A 17816-nucleotide genomic window follows, 5' to 3' on the forward strand; every position below is an offset into this window, starting at 1 on the left:
TCCCCGTGCCGTCCGAGGTCCACCGTCGTACCTTTCTGCAGCTGCTCGCACTGGCCGGGGCCGGCTCGGCCGCGCTGCCGGGACTCGCCGAAGCGGGGACCGGGTTCCCGCTGGTGTCGCGGGGGAAGGCCGCGACGATCGTGGTCGCCCCCGGCGACCTGCCGGGGGTCCGGCGGGTCGCCGGGGACCTGGCCGCGGACGTCGAGCGCGTCACCGGCGTCCGGCCCGCCGTCACCGACGCGGTGCCCGCCGGCGGGCCGGTCGTGCTGGTCGGCACGCTCGGCCACAGCCCGCTGGTCGACGACCTGGTCCGGGCCGGGCGCCTGGACGTCCGGGACGTCGAAGGCAAGTGGGAGACCTCGCTCAGCCAGGTCGTCGACGGGCGGCTCGTGCTCACCGGCAGCGACCAGCGGGGCGTCATCTACGGCGTCTACGAGGTTTCCCGGCGGATCGGCGTGTCGCCGTGGTACTGGTGGGCCGACGTGCCGCCGCGGAGGCAGTCCGAGCTGCACTTCCCGGGGGAGCGCTTCAGCCTGGGCACCCCGCACGTGAAGTACCGCGGGTTCTTCATCAACGACGAAAACCCGGCGCTCGGCACCTGGGCGCCGGCGTACTTCGGGCCGGGGCTCGCGCCGGGCTACCCCAACGGCTTCAACCGCCACTTCTACGCCAAGGTGTTCGAGACGATGCTGCGGCTGCGGGCCAACTACCTGTGGCCCGCGGTGTGGGGGCGGGCCTTCGCCGAGGACGACCCGCTCAACCACGCGACGGCCAAGGAGTACGGCGTCGTCATGGGCACCTCGCACGAGGCGCCGATGATGCGCGGCATCGAGGAGTGGAACCGGCACGCGACGCCCGGGCACGACCCGTACGGCGGCACCGGGGAGTGGAGCTTCCGCCGCAACGGCGAGGCCATCAAGGCGTACTGGACCGACGGCATCCGCCGGATGGCGCGCGAGGGCTTCGAAGGCGTCGTCACCCTCGGCATGCGCGGCAACGGCGACGTCGGCCTGCCCGACGGCGACGGCATCGAGCTGATGCAGGAGATCATCGCGGCCGAGCGGGACATCCTCGCGCGCGAACTGAGCACCGACGTCCCGCAGGTGTGGACGCTCTACAAGGAGGTCCAGCGGTACTGGGCGAAGGGCCTGCGGCCGCCGGACGACGTCATCGTGGTGTTCACCGACGACAACTGGGGCAACATCCGCAAGCAGCCGGACCTCTCGCTGCCCCCGCACCCTGGCGGGTACGGGCTGTACTACCACTTCGACTACGTCGGGGGCGGCCGCAACTACAAGTGGGTCGACACCGCGCTGATCGCGAACACGTGGGAGCAGCTGAACCAGGCCGCGTCCTACGGGAACGACCGGCTGTGGGTGGCGAACGTCGGGGACATGAAGGGCAACGAGCTGCCGCTGCAGTTCTTCCTCGACTACGCCTGGAACCCCGCGGCGTGGCCGGCCGACCGGCTGGCCACCTGGGAGCGGGAGTTCGCCGCGGAGAACTTCGGCGGGGCACTGGCGGCCGACATCGCCGGGGTGCTGCACGACTACGGGCGGCTGCAGTCCCGGCGCAAACCGGAGCTGCTGAACCGGCGGATCACCCTCGCCGCGGACGGCACCATCACCTACGACGACCAGGCGACGCCGTTCAGCCTGGAGAACTACGGCGAGCTGGACCGGGTCACCGCGGAGTGGCAGGACCTGGGAGCGCGGGCCGGCCGGATCGCCGCCCGGGTACCCGCGGGCTACCGGGACGCCTTCTACGAACTGGTGGGCTACGAGGTCCAGGCGACGGCGAACCTGTACGCGTTGCGGCGCGCGGAGTTCACGAACCTGCTGTACGTGACCCAGGGGCGGGCTTCGGCGAACGGGCTCGCCGCCGTCACCGAGGCCCGGTTCGCCGACGACCTGGCGCTCGCGGAGAAGTACAACACCGGCATCGCGGGCGGGAAGTGGCGGGGGTTCCAGACCCAGCCGCACATCGACTACGGCGACGTCGAACGGTACGGGCCGAACGCGCCGTGGCAGCAGCCGGAGCTGAACAACGTGGCCCTGCCGGACGTGATCTTCCCGGCGGTGCGCCGCATCGACGTCCCCGAAGCGGCCTCGCTGGGCGTGGCGGTCGACGGGTCCCTCGACGCGTGGCCGGGCGCGCCGGGACGGCCGGTGCTGCCGGAGTTCAGCCCGTGGCAAAGCGCGCCGGCGCAGTACCTCGACGTGTTCAACCGCGGCCGGACGCCGTTCCGCTGCACGGTCACGCCGGGCGCGCCGTGGGTCCGCGTCGAGCCGCGCGGCGGGCGAGTGGAGGAGGAGCTGCGGATGACCGTGCGCATCGACTGGGCCCGGGCGCCCCGGGGGACGACGACGGTGCCGATCACGGTGTCGGGCGCCGGTGCGTCGGTCGTGGTGGACGCGGTGGTGCGGAACCGCGAGCTGCCGCTGCCGTGGCGCCGCGGGTTCGTGGAGGCGGGCGGCTACGTGTCGGTCGAAGCGCCGCACTGCAGCGCGAACGTCGGCGCCGGTCCGGTTTCCTGGCGGCGCGTCCCGGACCTGGGGATGACGCCGTTCCCGGTGACCGCCGCGAGCGCGGCGCCCGGCGCGGGTGCCCGGCTGGAGTACCGGATGACGTTGTTCACCGCCGGGCCGGTCACGGTGTGGGCCCACCTTGCGCCGCGCAACAACGTGCTGGCCGGCGACGGGCTGCGGTACGCGGTCTCGTTCGACGACGCGGAGCCGCAGGTCGTCAACACCACGAAGGCGACCGGCGCCGATGACACCTCGATGAACCGCCAGTGGGAGCGGACGACGTCGGACAACGTGAACCTGACGTCGACGACGCACGTGGTGGGGACGCCCGGCCCGCACGTGCTGAAGTTCTGGATGGTGGACCCGGCCGTGGTGCTGCGCAAGCTGGTGGTGGACACCGGCGGCCTGCGGCCGAGCTACCTCGGACCGCCGGAGAGCATGCGGTGGCCGGGATGAGCCCCCCGCGGCCCCCGTCGCGGAGCTTTCACGTGAAAGCTACGCGGAGCTTTCACGTGAAAGTGGCGCGGCCGGCCCTCGCGGGCGGCTACCGGCGGACGACGGAGAGGACCTCGGTGCGGCGGTGGGCCGGGGCCGCCGTGCTCTGGCGCACCACCAGGCTGGTCGCCAGCTCCACCCGGTGGCTCTCCGGGTGCACCCCGCGGGCCAGCGAGATCGCCAGCCGCGCGCCCGTCGCGGCCATCTCCTGCAGGGGCTGGCGGATCGTCGTCAGCTCCGGGGTCAGCCAGCGGGCGATCGGCAGGTCGTCGAACCCCACCACGCTCAGGTCGTCCGGGATGCGCAGCCCCGCGCCGCGGGCGGCTTCGTACACGCCCAGCGCCTGCAGGTCGCTGCCGGCGAAGACCGCGGTCGGCGGATCCGGGAGGGTGAGCAGTGATGCCAGCTCGCGGTAACCCGAGCGGACGTGGAAGTCGCCGCGGCGGACCAGGGCCGGGTCGAACGCCAGGCCCGCCGTCTCCAGCGCCGTGCGGTAGCCGTCGATGCGCGCCCGGCTGCACAGCACGCCTTCCGGCCCGCCGATCATCGCGATCCGGCGGTGGCCCAGCTCCACCAGGTGCCGGGTCGCGGTCAGGCCGCCCTGCCAGTTCGTGGCCCCGATCGAGGGCGTCTCCGGGCCGGGGGCACCGGCCGGGTCGACCACGACCAGCGGGATGTCGCGGGCGCGCAGCTTGGCCAGCTGCCCGCCGGTGAAGTCCGAGCAGACCGAGACGATGCCGACCGGGCGGCGGGCGAGGACGCTCTCCAGCCAGCTCTGGCCGGGGGTGTGCCGTCCCGACGATTCCGCGAGCACGACCGCCATTCCGTTTTCGCGGGCGACGCACTCGACCCCGCGGATGATTTCCAGTGCCCACGTGCTTTCGAGTTCGTGGAACATCAGTTCCAGCAATCGTGAACGGCGGGACCGCTCGTCGGCCCGGCGGCGGTAACCGTATTTCCCGATAACGGCTTCCACCCGGGCCCGGGTGCTTTCGGAGACGTCCGGGCGACCGTTCAGCACTTTCGAAACGGTCGGTACCGAAACGCCGGTCTCGGCGGCGATCCGGGCGATCGTGACCCGGGACGCGGTCGGCTCGAGTTCCTCGGACTTCGTTGTCATGGAGGAGATTCTAGGTCATCGAAACCTGATTTGAAACGCCTCGAAACTTTCGGTTCGCCATTGTCGATGGAAGGGTGCAAGATGCTGAGAAGAATTCCGAAGAAACGCGCTGCCGCGGTGCTCGCCGCCGTCGCCGGTATCGCGGTGTGGCAGGCGCCGGCGGCGTCCGCGTCGGTTCCGCTGCAATACACCACGAACCGCTACGTCGGCAGCGCGGTCGCCGCGTCGTACCTGGCGTCGGAACCCGATTACCGGGCCGTGCTGACCCGCGAATTCGACAACGTCACCCCCGAGAACGAGATGAAGTGGGGCACCGTCGAAGCCGTCCGCGGGCAGTACGACTGGTCGGGCGCGGACGCGATCGTGCGCTACGCCCAGGAGCACCACAAGACCGTCCGCGGGCACACGCTCGTCTGGCACTCCCAGCTCCCCGACTGGGTCGCCGCGCTGCCCGCCGACGAGCTGCGCCGGGTCCTGCGCGACCACATCACGACGGAAGTCAAGCGGTACAAGGGAAAGGTCCGCGCCTGGGACGTCGTCAACGAGATCTTCAACGAGGACGGCACGCGGCGCGACACGGTGTTCCGGCAGAAGCTCGGCGACGGCTTCGTCGCCGACGTCTTCCGCTGGGCGCACGCGGCCGACCCGAAGGCGACGCTGTACATCAACGACTACAACATCGAAGGCCGCAACCCGAAGAGCGACGCCGTGTACGAGCTGGTGAAGACCCTGCGGCGGCAGGGCGTGCCGATCGGCGGCGTCGGGATCCAGGGGCACCTGTCGATCCAGTACGGCTTCCCGGGCGAGTACCGGGAAAATCTGGCCCGGCTGGCGAAGCTCGGCGTGGACGTCGCGATCACGGAGGCGGACGTCCGCGTCCCGACCCCGGCCACCGCCGCGGGCCTCGAGACCCAGGCGAGCTACTTCGGGCAGCTCTGGGACGGCTGCCAGGCGGTCCGCCGCTGCGTCGAGTTCACGACGTGGGGCTTCACGGACCGGCACTCCTGGGTGCCGGACGTCTTCCCCGGTGAGGGCGCGGCCTGCCTCTTCGACGAGAACCTGAACCCGAAACCGGCCTACACCCGCATCAACCCCTGACCGGACCGGTCCGCAGCCCGCGGGCGGCGAGCGCCGCCAGGACGCGGGGAACCGCCTCGACGGTGGCCGGGCGGCCTTCGTGCATCAGCACGACGCCGCCCGGCTCCACCGCCGACGCCGCCGTCACGATCTCGTCCGCCGGCGCGCCCGCCCAGTCGCGGGTGTCGACGCTCCACAGCACCTCGGTGAGGCCGTGGCCGGCGGCGGCCGACGCCACGGCCCGGTCGGTGTCGCCGTAGGGCGGCCGGAACAGCACCGGGCGGACGCCGGTGAGCGAGGTCAGGAGTTCCTGGGTCCGGCGGATCTCCGCGTCGCGGGCGGCGGGGTCCACAGTGGTCAGCCGCGGGTGCGTCCACGTGTGGTTGCCCAGCACGTGCCCGGCGCCGGCGATCGCCCGCACCAGGTCCGGGTGCGCCTCGGCGTGCTCGCCCCACAGGAAGAACGTCGCCCGCACGTCGCCGAGCGCGGCCAGCAGGGCCGGCGTGGTCGACGGGTACGGGCCGTCGTCGAAGGTGAGGGCGACCGTGCTCATCGGGCGAGCGCGGCCAGCCGCTTGGGCGTCGGCCAGCGGACGTTCCACGCCCAGCCGAGCTTCTCGAACAGCCAGATGACCCGGGCCGAGACGTCGATCTGGCCGCGCAGCGCGCCGTGGCGGGCCGACGTCGGGTCCGCGTGGTGGGTGTTGTGCCAGGACTCGCCCATCGACAGGATCGCCAGCGGCCAGAAGTTCGCCGAGCGGTCGCGGCTGGCGAACGGGCGCTCGCCGATCATGTGGCAGATCGAGTTCACCGACCACGTGACGTGGTGCTGGAACGAGATCCGGGCCAGCCCGGCCCAGAGGAACGCGGTCAGCGCGCCCCACCACGACAGCGTGAGCAGGCCGCCGAGCAGCGGCGGGAGCAGCAGGCTCAGCAGCACCCACAGCGGGAACAGCCGGTCGACGACGCGCAGGTCGCGGTCGGCCGCGAGGTCCGGGGCGAACCGGTCGACGTTGGTCTTGTCGCGGCCGAACAGCCAGCCCATGTGGGCGTGCCAGAACCCGCGGGCGAGCGCCACCGCGGAGGTGCCGAACAGCCACGGCGAGTGCGGGTCGCCCTCGCGGTCGGAGAAGGCGTGGTGGCGGCGGTGGTCGGCGACCCAGCCGATCACCGGGCCCTGGGCGGCGAGGCCGCCCGCGATGGCCAGCGCGACCCGCAGCGCCCGCTTCGCGCGGAAGGCGCCGTGGGTGAAGTAGCGGTGGTAGCCGACGGTCACCCCGAGGGTCGACACCACGAAGAACGCGCCGCCGATGGTGAGGTCCAGCCAGCTGACGCCCCAGCCCCAGAACACCGGGACGGCCGCGGCCAGCGCGACGAACGGGACCAGCAGGAACGTGCGGATGGTGATCAGCTCGGCGACGGTCTGCTTGCCGGAGAGCACGGGTTTCGGGGCGGGACGGGGAGCCTTCACGGAGGCGGTCATGCACTACTCGTTTCCAGGTCGGCACCGCGGCGAGGTACGCGCGGGAGGCCGGGGAGCGGGAACACCCGGCGGGCGGCGAGGGGAGACGTCGCCGCTCCTGCCGGCGGCGTGCTCGCTACACCCCACGTTACCTGATCGTTGTGAACCCGCCGTGTGGCCGCGCACGAGGAAGGCCCCCGCCCGGTGGGGGCAGGGGCCTTCGGGTGCCTCGTGGCTCAGATGACGCTGACGCGCTGGGCCTGCGGGCCCTTCTGGCCCTGGCCGATTTCGAACTCGACGCGCTGGCCCTCGTCGAGCGACTTGAAGCCGGTGCCCTGGATCTCGGAGTAGTGGACGAACACGTCCGGGCCCCCGCCATCCTGGGCGATGAAGCCGAAGCCCTTTTCACCGTTGAACCACTTGACACTGCCCTGAGCCATACCAATACCCACTCTTTGTTGGTGAGCCGGAGCGTCCCGTTCGGACGTCCCGGTCTCGGGTCATTCTCGCACTACTCCCCGTACCCGGGTCAAACCCCCCAGTCGGGGCGCAGGGGCAGGCCCATGCCGCCCTCGCTGTCGGTGCGCACCCCGAGGACCTGGTGCAGCTCGATCTCGCGCCGCTCGAACGCCAGCCGGCAGGCGGCGAGGTAGAGCGCCCAGACGCGGCTGCGCCCGGCCCCGGCCTCGGCGACCGCCTCGTCCCAGTGCTCGTCGAGGTTGGCGCACCACCCGGCCAGCGTCAGCGCGTAGTGCTCCCGCAGGTTCTCCGAGTGCCGCACCTCCAGGCCGCTGTCGTGCATCGCGGTGACGATCTCGCCCGGCGCCTCCAGCTCGCCGTCCGGGAAGACGTAGCGGTCGATGAACCCGCGCGAGCGGTGCGCGACGCTGGTGTCCGGGTTGGTGATGCAGTGGTTGAGCAGGCGCCCGTGCGGCTTCAGCTTGCCGGCCAGGAAGCGGAAGTAGCCGGGCACGTTGCGCGCCCCGATGTGCTCGGTCAGGCCGATCGAGGAGATCGCGTCGAACCCCGTTTCGGTGACGTCCCGGTAGTCGAGGTGGCGGATTTCGGCGCGGTCGGCGAGGCCGAGGGCGACGATGTTCTTCTGCGCCCACTGCGCTTGTTCACGCGAAAGTGTGACGCCGAGTGCTTCGACGCCGTAGTGCCGGACGGCGTGCGCGACCATGCCGCCCCAGCCGCAGCCGACGTCGAGCAGCCGCATCCCGGGCTTCAGGCCGAGCTTGCGGCAGACCAGGTCGAACTTGTTGGCCTGGGCCTCCTCCAGCGTGGCGTCCGCGGTCGGGAACACCGCGCACGTGTAGGCCATCGACGGGCCGAGGACCAGCTCGTAGAACCGGTTGGAGACGTCGTAGTGGCTGGCGATGGCCTCGCTGTCGCGCTCCTTCGAGTGCCGCAGCGCGGTGAGCCCGCGCCGGAACCGGCTCGGGTGCTCCTCGGCCGGCGGCTTGACGACCCGCAGGTGGCGTGGCCCGAGCTTGCGCAGCAGCCACAGCCGGTCGGCCGGGGTGAGCTGGTCGACCTGGGCCGACAGCGCGTGCAGGGCCGTGTAGAGGTCGCCGGTGACGTCGAGCGCCCCGGCGACGTACGCGCGGGCGAGCCCGAGGTCGCCGGGGGAGGACATCAGGTAGTCCAGCGCCAGCGGGGAGCGCACCTGGATGGCCACCGGGGCGTCGGCCGGGCCGCTGCGGCTGCCGTCGTACGCGGTGATCGACACGGTGGCGCGGGGGCCGAGGAGGCGCTCGAAGACCTCGCCGACCGTGGTGCTTGCCTGGGTCACTTTCGTTCCTTTCACCGGCGGCGGACGCATTTTTCGTAGAGGCCGAGCAGCCGCCCGCCCGGATCGTAGGTCCGCTTGAGCCCGGCGTAGGTCTCGCCGTTGTAGAGCCGCCAGAACTCGTCTTCGGCGTAGAAGCTGTCCGAATAGAGCGACTTGTGCCCGCCGAGCCGGGTGACCTCGGCTTCGATCATCCGGTTGTGCACGCCGTCGCGTTCGCCCGGTTCGAGCGGCACCGACGACCAGAACCCGAAGTTGACGTAGAGCTCGGCGGGGTCGAGTTCGTACAGCGGCCAGCGCACGCCGCCGGGGCGCTGCTTCAGCGGGCAGATCCAGACCGGGCTGATCGGGATCTCCCGTTCGAAGAACTCGAGGAACTCCGCCGCGCGGGCCAGCGGCACCTCGATGTCCTGCACGATGGTCTCCTCCGGCGGCAGCCGCCGGAGCTTGAGCAGCCGCTCGGCGACCTTGAACCGGCGGTCGAGGGCGACGAGCTTCCAGTAGACCGACGACCGGAGCAGGCGGCGGCCGAGCAGCAGCCGGGGCAGCCGGTGCTGGACGCCGAACGCCCGCGAGCACCAGAACCAGTCGGTGTCCCAGCGCCAGAGGTAGTCGCGGACGGTGAGGTGGTCGGTCCCGCGCCGCTGGATGGACCGGTAGTAGATGTTCAGCCAGGTGTAGTCGCTGGTCGACGGCGCGGTGTCGGTGAACGTGCCCAGCGTCAGGTAAAGCTCGTCCGGGCCGAACACCGTGCCGTCGACGAAGTCCTGCTCGCCGCTTTCGCAGACCTCGCCCAGCGCGTGGAAGAAGGTCTCCCGGTCGTGGTAGCGGACGTGCCGGAGCGCGACGTACGGCTTGACCGGCTCCAGCAGGATCCGCAGCCGCAGCGCGTAGCCGAGGGTGCCGTAGGAGTTGGGGAAGCCGTGGAAGAGGTCGCGGTGCTCGTTGTCCGGCGTGGCGACGACGATCCGGCCGTCGCCGGTGAGGATCTCGAGCTCGAGCACCGACTCGTGCGGCATGCCGTTGCGGAACGACGAGGACTCGATGCCGAGCCCGGTGACCGCGCCGCCGAGGGTGATGGTCTTGAGCTGCGGGACGACCAGCGGCATCAGCCCGTGCGGCAGGGTGGCGTCGACGAGCTGCTCGTAGGTGACCATCCCTTCGACGTCGGCGGTCCGGGTTCGGGGGTCGACGCGCAGCACGTGGCTGAACCCGGAGACGTCCAGTCCGGGGTGCCGGGTGGCCGCCCGGGAGCGGAAGAGGTTCGAGGTGCGCTTGGCCAGCCGCACGGTGGCTTCGCCGCTGATCCCGGTGAGCTGCCGCCGCAGGGCGTCGACGCGGGCTTCGTGCTCGGGGAACGCCGGGCCCGGACGGGCTTCGGGCACCCCGGCCTGATCGATGGTCACGACTCGATCCTGCCTCACGTCCAGGGCGGCCGCACCGCGCCGCGGCCTATTTCAGTGCCATACCGGGAATCCGGGTGCGGCGCGCGGCCGGCTCGGCTTCGTGTCGCGGAGCCGGGAGCAGGTCCGTCGTTTGTGACTGTGTGTGATCGAAAGTGTGCCACGCCGCAGGCTCACTCTCGGCGCGACTTTGCCGGACGGTGCCCGGGCGGTGGCGCGGCCCACGGGAGGCGGCTGATCGCGGTGGTGTTCTCCGGGCGGCCGGGCCGGGATTGATCCTGCCCCCGGCGGGGTACTCGCCGTCCGGACCGCGGGGATCCCGCGGCGCACCAGGGGAAAGCGAGGCGGCGTTGAGCATTCTGATCGACTTCGGGCGCGACACGGAGTTCTCGTTCGAGCGGCGGTTGCGCGGGTACGTCGAGGCGGTCGCCAAGGCCGTCGGCGTGGGGCTGGAGTCCTGCGCGTTCGACGCGGGCACGCCCGCCGCGGCCTACATCGCGCTCGACTGGCGGCTCGGCCGCTTCCCCGACCACGATCTCGCGCTCGTCTGGGACGAGCGGCACGGCTGGGCCGCGGCGATCGAGGGCGCGGCCGGGAACCCGGCCACGGCGCTGGCCCACCTCGGCGGCGAGGTCGTCCCCGAACCCCGTGCCGTGGTGCGGTTCCTGGCCGCCGTGCGCGCGGACGACCCCGGTGCGGGCTCGCTCGAAGCGCCGGAGCTGCGCGCCGCGGGTGACCACGAGCAGCTGCTGAACGCCCTGCTCGCGCGGCAATAGTTCCGTAGCCGTACGGGGCGGCTCCCCGGTTGTTCTCGTACCCGGCGTCACCGGAAAGTGACCGGCAGCAACCTCGAAAAGGAGCTGCCGTGAACTCGAGACAACGCTTGCTGGGCGCGTTCGCCGCCGTCCTCGCCCTCCCGCTGTTCGCCGTGCCCGCCGGTGCCGATCCGGTGGCGGTCACCCCGCTCGGCGGGACACCGCTGCCGGCCGGGGTTTCGCCGTCTTCGGTCGGCGGGACGCCCGCGTCGGTCAAGGACTACCCGTTCATCATCGCGGGGTTGCGGGAGGGCGGGTCGCGGCCGCTCGGCCAGACCTGCACCGGCTCGGTCGTGGCCCCGCGCAAGATCCTCATCGCCGCCCACTGCAAGGCGGCCGAGGGCCAGAAGTCGTTCCTGTACGGGCTCGACGACCTCAGCACCGGCGGCGGCACGTCCATCGGTGTCGTCAGCTACGACACCCACCCCAAGTACGTCAACTTCGACCAGGGCTACGACGTCGCGGTCGTGACCACCGACCGGGACATCCCGGTGCCGGGCGGGCAGTACGCGAAGGTCGCGACCTCGGCCGACACCGACCTGAACAAGCCGGGCAAGACCGGGCTCGGGCTCGGCTACGGCAAGAAGGACTTCAACGACAACACCCGGGACGTCACGCTGACGAAGTTCAGCCTGCCGATCGTCGCCGGGAGCAACTGCAGCGGGGTGGGCGCCGGGTTCCAGGAAGCCACCATGATCTGCAGCGGCTACGCCGACGGCCACGTCACGATCCTGCCCGGCGACAGCGGCGGCCCGCTGCTCGTCGACGGCAAGGTCGCCGGCGTCGCGTCGTGGAGCCGCAGCGACTTCAAGTGGTACAGCGTCTACGGCCGCCTCAACAACGACATGGGCGACTGGGTGAAGCAGCAGATCGGCGACGTCACGCCGCCGGAGACGTTCGGGCTCGGGGTCACGCCGGGCACGGTGCGGGCCGAGCCCGGCAAGTACGTCTCCGCCTCGGTGACGAGCACCGCCGGGAAGAACGGCCCGGAGCAGGTCGACCTGACCGCGTCGGGCCTGCCGGAAGGCGCGAAGGCGACGTTCCAGCCCGCGAAGATCACCTCGGGGGACACCGCGAAGCTGACGATCGAGACGTCCGCGAGCACCCCGCAGGGCGACTACCCGGTCACCATCACCGGGACCGGCCCGAGCGGCACGGCGACCGCGAAGCTGACGCTCACCGTCGGCAGCGGCCAGCCGCCGACCGGCGACTTCAAGGTGAGCGTCAACCCGGGCAGCGGGACCGTGCAGCCCGGCTTCTTCACCACCGCGACGGTCACCGTGGCCGGCGGTACCGGCACCGTGACGCTGTCGGCCACCGGGCTGTCGTTCGCGCCGTTCTTCAACCCCTCGACGCTGAACGGCGCCGGGACGTCGCAGATGCAGGTGGTCGGGCCGTTCCAGCGCGGGACCTACCCGGTCACCGTCACCGCGAAGGACTCGACCGGCAAGACGGCGACGGCGAAGTACACCCTGACCGTCCAATGAGGACCGCGGGCGGGGAGGCGGCCGCCTCCCCGCCCCGGGGTCAGAAGGTGATCGAGAAGCCCTCCAGCGTTCCGGTGTCGAAGCGGTAGACGTCCTGCACCCGCAGCTGCCAGGTGCCGTTCGCCGGCTCCGCGGCCGCGTTGACCGTGAACGTGGTGTGGATGCCCGCCGCCGAGCCGGTCCCGCCCGCCTGCTGCAGCGGGAAGACCGCGCCGCTCGGCCCGATCAGGTCGACGGCGAGGTCGCCGGTGTAGGTGTGGCTGATGTCCACCTTCACCGGCAGCGCCGCGGAGGCCTTGCCGTCGCAGCCGTCCTGGGTGACCGAGCTGGTGACCGCGGCGCCGGCGTCCGGGATCGCCACCGGCGTCGTGTTCGACTTGGCCCCGCACTGCGACGGCGGGGTGCCGCCGCCGATGAACGAGACGTTCAGCAGCTTGTTCGGCGAACCGCTCCCGGCGTTCTTGACGACACCGGAGGTCGCGCCGCCGACGAGCGCGTCCCGCGTCTGCTGCGCCGTGGCGCCCGGGTTGGCCGCCAGGTAGAGCGCGGCCGCGCCGGTGACGTGCGGGGTCGCCATCGACGTGCCGCTCATGTTCGCGCTGCTGCCGTTCGACAGCCCGAGCGACGTGATGTTGTTGCCCGGCGCGAAGAGGTCGGTGCAGCTGCCGTAGTTGGAGAAGGATGCGCGGTTGTCGTTCTCGTCGGAGGCGTTGACCGTGATCGCCTCGGGGACGTGCGCCGGGCTGGTGCCGCAGGCGTCGGTGGAGCTGTTGCCCGCGGCCACCGAGTAGACGATCCCGGCCGCGATCGACCGCTTGATGGCGTCGTCGCCGACCCCGACCTGGTCCATGGTGAGGCTCATGTTCGCGACCGCCGGCTTGACGGCGTTGGCCGTGACCCACTCGATCGCGTCGACCGCGGCGGAGTCCGGGCCGTTGCCGGAGCAGTCGTTGCCGAGCACCTTGAGCCCGACGAGCTTGACCTTCTTCGCGACGCCGTAGGTCTTGCTGCCGATCGTGCCCGCGGTGTGCGTGCCGTGGCCGTTGCAGTCGCTGCCGTTCCCTCCGACGAAGTCCTTGCCGATCGACGCGCGGCCTTCGTACTCGGGGTTGTCGGGCTTGATCCCGGTGTCGAGGTCGTAGGCGGTGACGCCCTCGCCGGTGTTCGGGTAGGTGTAGGAGTTGTCGCGGGGCAGGTTCGCCTGGTCGATCCGGTCCAGGCCCCAGGTCGGGTTGGTCTGGGTGCCCGCGATCCGCGCGGTGCCGTCCTCGTAGACCGCCGCCACCGCCGGGTCGGCCGCCAGCCGCCGTGCCTGCTGCGCGGTGAGGTGCCGGGCGGAGAAGCCGTGCAGGACCCGGGTGTAGGTGGACCGGACCTCGCCGCCGTACCGCGTGGCGAGCGACGCCGGCGCGCTGAGGCCCTGCGCGTCCTTCAAGACCACGATGTACTGGTCGCCGTAGTGCTGCCGGGCCGGGACCACGGTGCCCTCCGGCTGCGCGGCGGCGGCCACGCCGGCGGTGGCCAGCGCGGCCACGACCGCCGCGGCGACGGCGCCCGCCCTTCGGTGAACTGTGCGCATGCTTCGACTCCACTCACTCGAACAGGTGAATCGCGGCGCGGTGACCGAGAGCCACCGCCGTCTCACTGTCGGGTGGGCTCACCTGCGCTAACAAGCGAGGCAGCGCCCCGTAGGCCTACGTAACTAATGCCTTTCGCCGTCCCCCTACGAAAGTTCCGTGCCCGCCCGCGCGGGTTCCGCGCGGCCGAACGGCGGTCCTAAGCTCCGGTCACCGGACAGGGTGGTTCGGTACGCGATGCCGCTTTTCCGGGGAGGGGCGGGGCATGACGAACGCGGTCCTGATCGGGCGGACGGCCGAACTCGCCGCGCTGGTCTCCGCCGCGCTGCGCCCGCCCGCGGTCCTCGTCCTCGAAGGGGAGGCGGGCACCGGCAAGACCCGGCTGGCCGCCGAACTCCTGGCCCGGCCCGAACTCGCCGGCGCCCGCGTGCTGGCCGCCCGCTGCCGGCCGCAGCGCGAGCCGTTCCCCTGCGGTGTGGTCGTCGAAGCGCTGCGGGACGCCGGGAAGTACCTGCCGTCGGCCCCCTCGCCGGGACCGCTCACCGGCGTCCTGGCCCGGCACCTCCCGGAACTGGCGCAGCTGCTGCCGCCCGCGCCGGAACCGCTGGGGGACCGCCGCGCCGAGGCGCACCGGTTCTTCCGCGCCGTCCGCGAGCTGCTGGACCTGCTGGGCCCGCTGGTGCTGGTGCTCGAAGACCTGCAGTGGGCCGACGACGGTTCGCGGCGGCTGTTGCGGTTCCTCATGGGCGACCTGCCCGCCGGAACGGTCCTGCTGGTGAGCCACCGGCCCGAGGACGTGCCGGGCGGGCTCCCGCTGGGCCGCGCGCACCGGCCCGCACCGGGCAGTTCGACCACGCTGGTCCGGCTCGGCCCGCTCGAGCCGGACGGCGTGCGGCAGCTGGCCTCGGCCCTGCTCGGCGAGCCCGGCGTGTCCGACGCGTTCGCGGCCCGGCTGCACGACCGGACGGCCGGGATCCCGTTCGTCGTCGAGGAAGTCGTGCGCGCGCTGCCGGTCCCGGTCACCGAGGGAGCGCTGGACACGATCGAGCCGCCGACGCTGGTGCGTGAAGCGATCGTCGAACGGCTCGGGTCGTTGCCGCTGGTCGCGCGGCGGATCGCCGAAGCCGCCGCGGTGCTCGCCGAGCCCGCGCCGGTCGAACTGCTCACGGCGGTCGCGGGGCTGGGCGCGACCCGGGGCCGCCAGGCGCTCGTCCTGGCGCTGGAACGGGCGGTGCTGGTCGGGGCCGCCGAGTGCCGCTACGGCTTCCGGCACGACTTCGCGCGGCGCGCGGCGTACGGCACGATCCCCGGGCCGGTGCGCCAGGAACTGCACCGGCGGGCCGTCCGCGCGCTGGCCGGACGGCGCCCGGAGCCGTGGCTGCGGCTGGCCGAGCACAGCCGGCAGGCGGGGAACGCGGCCGACGCGTTGCGGTACGGCGAAGCCGCCGCCGACCGCGCGATCGACGCGGGCGACCCGGCGACCGCGATCGGCCTGCTGCGCGCGCTGCTCGCCGGGCCCGAACTCGAACCGTCCGATGTGGACAGACTGGCGGCGAAGCTCGCGTCCGTGGCCGCGAACGGCGTGTCGCAGGCGGAGGTCGTGGCGACGCTGGAAGGGCTGTTGTCCGGCGACCGGTTGTCCGGGCGGCTGTCGGCGGAGATCCGGCTGAGCCTCGGGCTGCTGCTGGCCCGGCAGGCCGGCGGCTTGGAGGCGGCGCGCACCGAGATCGAGGTGGCGCTGCCGGGACTCGGGCACCGGCCCGACCTCGCCGGGCGGGCGATGGCGGTGCTCGCGCAGCCGTGGATCGGCGCGACGCCGTTGCGCGCGCACCTGCCGTGGCTCGACCGGGTCGACGGCCTCATCGCCACCGCGGCCGACGCGCGGCTGCGGCTGACGCTGATGGCCAACAACATCCCGTCGCGCCTGCACATCGGCGACCCGCGCGCGTGGGCGGCGCTCGACGCGGCCCCGGTCAGCGCCGAGTCGGCCGAGGAACAGCGCCAGCTGGCGCGGCTGTACTGCAACGCCGCCGACGCGGGCGCGTGGACCGGGCACCACCGCCGGGCGCGCGGCCTGCTGGAACGCGGGATGCAGCTCGCCGCCGACGCCGGGACGCCCTACGTGGTCAGCACGGCCCGCACCACCGGCGTGCACATCGACTGGCTCAGCGGCGCCTGGGCCGGGCTCGACGAACGCGCGCGGGCGCTGCTGGCCGAGTACCGCGACCTGCTGCCGGTGAGCAGCGAGCTGTCACTGGTCCTGGGTCTGCTCGCGAGCGCGCGCGGCGCCTGGGACCGGGCCGCGGCGTGCTTCGCGGTGACCGGCGTCGACCGGCCGGAGAACGCGTTCACGCCGGTGGTCGTGGCCGCCCACGGCGGGATCGCCGGGATGCTGCTGGCCCAGGAAGCCGCCGAGGCGGCGGCCGCCGAAGCCGCGCGTGGCCTGGAACTGATCCGCACCAAGGGCGTCTGGGCGTGGTCGGGTGAGCTGGTCCCGGCGGCGGTGGTGGCGTTCTGCCGGACCGGCCGGGTGAGCGAAGCCCGTGACGTCCTCGCCGAGCTGGACCGCGAAACCCGCGACCTGGCGGCGCCGATGGCCCGGACGGTGCTGACGGAGGGCCGCGGCATCGTCGCGGCCCACGACGGCGACGTGGCCGGCGCGGCCGGGCTGTTCGACGAGGCCCGCGTCCGCTACGAGCGCCTCTCGGCGCCGTACCCGGCGGCACTGGCGGCCGAACGCCGCGCCCGGTGCCGGTTCGAGGCGGGCGACGTCGCCGCGGCGGGCGAGTTCGGCGACCTGGCCGACGCGTTCGCGGCACTGGGCGCGACCCGCGACGCGGCCCGCTGCCGCCACACGTTCCGCTCGACGGGCGCGACGGCCCCCTCCCGCCGCGGCCGCCGCGGCTACGGCGACGAGCTGTCCCCGCGCGAGCGCGACGTGGCCCGCCTGCTCACCGACGGCCACACGAACCGCGAGATCGCGGAGGTGCTGTTCCTGTCCCGGCGCACGGTCGAACAGCACGTCGCCAACGTGCTGCGGAAGCTGAAGGTGCGGTCGCGGGGCGATCTCGTGGGCGTGCGGACGGGGTGAGGGGTCAGCGCCCCGGCAAAGTCGGTCGCCGAACTGGCCGTTCCGGGCGATCCGTCGCCACACCGGCACCCGCCCCGAGTTCGCCACCAGCACGGCCGCTGAAGCGACTTTGCCGGAACCCTGGGGTGAGCGGTCAGCGGAATGGGCCAACGGGCACCAGCGCCCAGACGATCTTGCCGGGTGGGCAGGCGCGGACGCCCCAGCCGTGGGAGAGCTGGCCGACCAGCCGCAGGCCGTGCCCGCTGCCTGCGGCCACGCGTTCGATCGCCGGGTCCTCGTCGGCCACCTCCACGAGCAGGCCACGGCGTTCGCGGGTGACCCACAGGCGCGACGGCCGCCCGGTGTGCGCGTAGGCGTTGCCGACGAGTTCGTCGACCACCAGCAGCAACGCCCCGAGCAGTTCACCCCGCGGCAGCCCGAAGCCGACGCAGTCGGCGACGGTCGAGCGGATCCGCCGCAGCGGGGGTCTCGTGGTGAGGTCGATCGTCAGCTCCGCGGCGACGGCGGTTCGGAGGCTGAGCCACTCCACGAGCTGTGCCCACTCCGGTGGCAGTGGCTCGAGGTCTTCCGAGCCCGCCGTTTCGGCCATGCGCACGCCCTCCTCTCGGCAGGGGTTCGGGGCCGCCGGGCCGCCGGATGGGTCGGCGGTGGCGTGCCGGAACGGGACCCGGGCAGACTGGAGCCGGTGACCGAACGCGAGCTGACAGCGCAGACCGTGGTCGACCGCGAAGTCCCGGCCGAGCCCCGCCTTTCCCCGGACGGCCGGTGGGTGGCGTTCGTGACGTGCCCGGTCGGGTGGGTGGGCGGCCGCCGGACGAGCACCCTGTGGCTGGCCGCGCCGACGGCACCGAACCACCCCGGCGGTTGACCCCGGGCACGGCAGATGTCGGTGGGCCGAGGTGGGCGCCGGACTCGGGGTCGCTGTTCTTCCTGTCGGACGCGCAGCTGCACCGGGTCGGCGTGGGTGGAG

General features: G+C 72.8%; 14 protein-coding genes. 6 read left to right on the forward strand and 8 right to left on the reverse strand.

The genetic code is table 11. The features are described 5' to 3' along the window. Positions 1 to 5 precede the first annotated feature (5 nt). Positions 6 to 2984: a glycosyl hydrolase 115 family protein gene (locus EIY87_RS42060; RefSeq protein WP_125315536.1), complete on the forward strand. Its 2979-nt coding sequence runs from the start codon at positions 6 to 8 to the stop codon at positions 2982 to 2984. An 88-nt stretch (positions 2985 to 3072) separates the two neighbouring features. Here EIY87_RS42060 and EIY87_RS42065 read toward each other — a convergent pair whose 3' ends face one another. Then, the gene (locus EIY87_RS42065; protein ID WP_125315537.1) at positions 3073 to 4143 is read right to left on the reverse strand and encodes a LacI family DNA-binding transcriptional regulator; all 1071 of its coding nucleotides are present in this window, start codon (positions 4141 to 4143) and stop codon (positions 3073 to 3075) included. 81 nt (positions 4144 to 4224) lie between these two features. Here EIY87_RS42065 and EIY87_RS42070 point away from each other — a divergent pair, with 81 nt between their 5' ends. Then, positions 4225 to 5241 carry an endo-1,4-beta-xylanase gene (locus tag EIY87_RS42070; RefSeq protein WP_225440380.1) on the forward strand — a complete coding sequence of 339 codons (1017 nt, stop codon included), beginning with the start codon at positions 4225 to 4227 and terminating at the stop codon, positions 5239 to 5241. On the opposite strand, the gene EIY87_RS42075 is transcribed toward EIY87_RS42070, so the two are convergent. From EIY87_RS42075 to EIY87_RS42095, 5 genes are all read right to left on the reverse strand, one after another. Then, entirely contained in the window at positions 5231 to 5773 is a 543-nt protein-coding gene (locus EIY87_RS42075) for a polysaccharide deacetylase family protein (protein WP_125315538.1), read from the reverse strand. The genes EIY87_RS42070 and EIY87_RS42075 overlap by 11 nt on opposite strands. Beyond that, complete coding sequence (locus tag EIY87_RS42080; protein ID WP_125315539.1) at positions 5770 to 6702, reverse strand: acyl-CoA desaturase; 933 nt, start codon at positions 6700 to 6702, stop codon at positions 5770 to 5772. Before EIY87_RS42080 ends, EIY87_RS42075 begins: the two co-directional genes overlap by 4 nt. 215 nt (positions 6703 to 6917) lie before the next feature. Beyond that, positions 6918 to 7121 (reverse strand): cold-shock protein, encoded by a 204-nt coding sequence (locus EIY87_RS42085; RefSeq protein WP_086680104.1) that lies wholly within the window; start codon positions 7119 to 7121, stop codon positions 6918 to 6920. Positions 7122 to 7210: 89 nt separating this feature from the next. Then, positions 7211 to 8506 (reverse strand): class I SAM-dependent methyltransferase, encoded by a 1296-nt coding sequence (locus EIY87_RS42090; protein WP_191984463.1) that lies wholly within the window; start codon positions 8504 to 8506, stop codon positions 7211 to 7213. After that, complete coding sequence (locus tag EIY87_RS42095; RefSeq protein ID WP_125315541.1) at positions 8488 to 9879, reverse strand: FAD-binding oxidoreductase; 1392 nt, start codon at positions 9877 to 9879, stop codon at positions 8488 to 8490. The genes EIY87_RS42090 and EIY87_RS42095 overlap by 19 nt, the downstream gene beginning before the upstream one ends. Before the next feature lie 347 nt (positions 9880 to 10226). On the opposite strand from EIY87_RS42095, the gene EIY87_RS42100 reads away from it, so the two are divergent. Both EIY87_RS42100 and EIY87_RS42105 read left to right on the forward strand, forming a co-directional pair. Beyond that, positions 10227 to 10652 (forward strand): DUF6292 family protein, encoded by a 426-nt coding sequence (locus tag EIY87_RS42100; RefSeq protein WP_125315542.1) that lies wholly within the window; start codon positions 10227 to 10229, stop codon positions 10650 to 10652. Positions 10653 to 10741: 89 nt separating this feature from the next. Continuing rightward, positions 10742 to 12178: a trypsin-like serine protease gene (locus EIY87_RS42105; protein WP_125315543.1), complete on the forward strand. Its 1437-nt coding sequence runs from the start codon at positions 10742 to 10744 to the stop codon at positions 12176 to 12178. 40 nt (positions 12179 to 12218) lie between these two features. Here the strand turns inward: EIY87_RS42105 and EIY87_RS42110 are convergent, their stop codons facing one another. Further along, positions 12219 to 13757 (reverse strand): S8 family peptidase, encoded by a 1539-nt coding sequence (locus EIY87_RS42110; protein WP_125315544.1) that lies wholly within the window; start codon positions 13755 to 13757, stop codon positions 12219 to 12221. Between the two features lie 263 nt (positions 13758 to 14020). On the opposite strand from EIY87_RS42110, the gene EIY87_RS42115 reads away from it, so the two are divergent. Beyond that, the gene (locus EIY87_RS42115) at positions 14021 to 16846 is read left to right on the forward strand and encodes an ATP-binding protein (RefSeq protein ID WP_125315545.1); all 2826 of its coding nucleotides are present in this window, start codon (positions 14021 to 14023) and stop codon (positions 16844 to 16846) included. Between the two features lie 133 nt (positions 16847 to 16979). Here EIY87_RS42115 and EIY87_RS42120 read toward each other — a convergent pair whose 3' ends face one another. Beyond that, positions 16980 to 17435 (reverse strand): ATP-binding protein, encoded by a 456-nt coding sequence (locus EIY87_RS42120; RefSeq protein WP_125315546.1) that lies wholly within the window; start codon positions 17433 to 17435, stop codon positions 16980 to 16982. Between the two features lie 96 nt (positions 17436 to 17531). On the opposite strand from EIY87_RS42120, the gene EIY87_RS48775 reads away from it, so the two are divergent. Further along, positions 17532 to 17714 (forward strand): hypothetical protein, encoded by a 183-nt coding sequence (locus EIY87_RS48775; RefSeq protein ID WP_225440381.1) that lies wholly within the window; start codon positions 17532 to 17534, stop codon positions 17712 to 17714. Positions 17715 to 17816 lie beyond the last annotated feature (102 nt).

This window comes from Amycolatopsis eburnea (assembly GCF_003937945.1).
GTDB classification, from domain to species: domain Bacteria; phylum Actinomycetota; class Actinomycetes; order Mycobacteriales; family Pseudonocardiaceae; genus Amycolatopsis; species Amycolatopsis eburnea.

What these genes read in the sequence shown, in the direction of transcription:
- EIY87_RS42080 (WP_125315539.1), bottom strand. Translation starts at nt 6,702, where the DNA reads ATGACCGCCTCCGTGAAGGCTCCCCGTCCCGCCCCGAAACCCGTGCTC.
- EIY87_RS42090 (WP_191984463.1), bottom strand. Translation starts at nt 8,506, where the DNA reads ATGCGTCCGCCGCCGGTGAAAGGAACGAAAGTGACCCAGGCAAGCACC.
- EIY87_RS42110 (WP_125315544.1), bottom strand. Translation starts at nt 13,757, where the DNA reads ATGCGCACAGTTCACCGAAGGGCGGGCGCCGTCGCCGCGGCGGTCGTG.
- EIY87_RS42075 (WP_125315538.1), bottom strand. Translation starts at nt 5,773, where the DNA reads ATGAGCACGGTCGCCCTCACCTTCGACGACGGCCCGTACCCGTCGACC.
- EIY87_RS42085 (WP_086680104.1), bottom strand. Translation starts at nt 7,121, where the DNA reads ATGGCTCAGGGCAGTGTCAAGTGGTTCAACGGTGAAAAGGGCTTCGGC.
- EIY87_RS42115 (WP_125315545.1), top strand. Translation starts at nt 14,021, where the DNA reads ATGACGAACGCGGTCCTGATCGGGCGGACGGCCGAACTCGCCGCGCTG.
- EIY87_RS42070 (WP_225440380.1), top strand. Translation starts at nt 4,225, where the DNA reads ATGCTGAGAAGAATTCCGAAGAAACGCGCTGCCGCGGTGCTCGCCGCC.
- EIY87_RS42120 (WP_125315546.1), bottom strand. Translation starts at nt 17,435, where the DNA reads ATGGCCGAAACGGCGGGCTCGGAAGACCTCGAGCCACTGCCACCGGAG.
- EIY87_RS42065 (WP_125315537.1), bottom strand. Translation starts at nt 4,143, where the DNA reads ATGACAACGAAGTCCGAGGAACTCGAGCCGACCGCGTCCCGGGTCACG.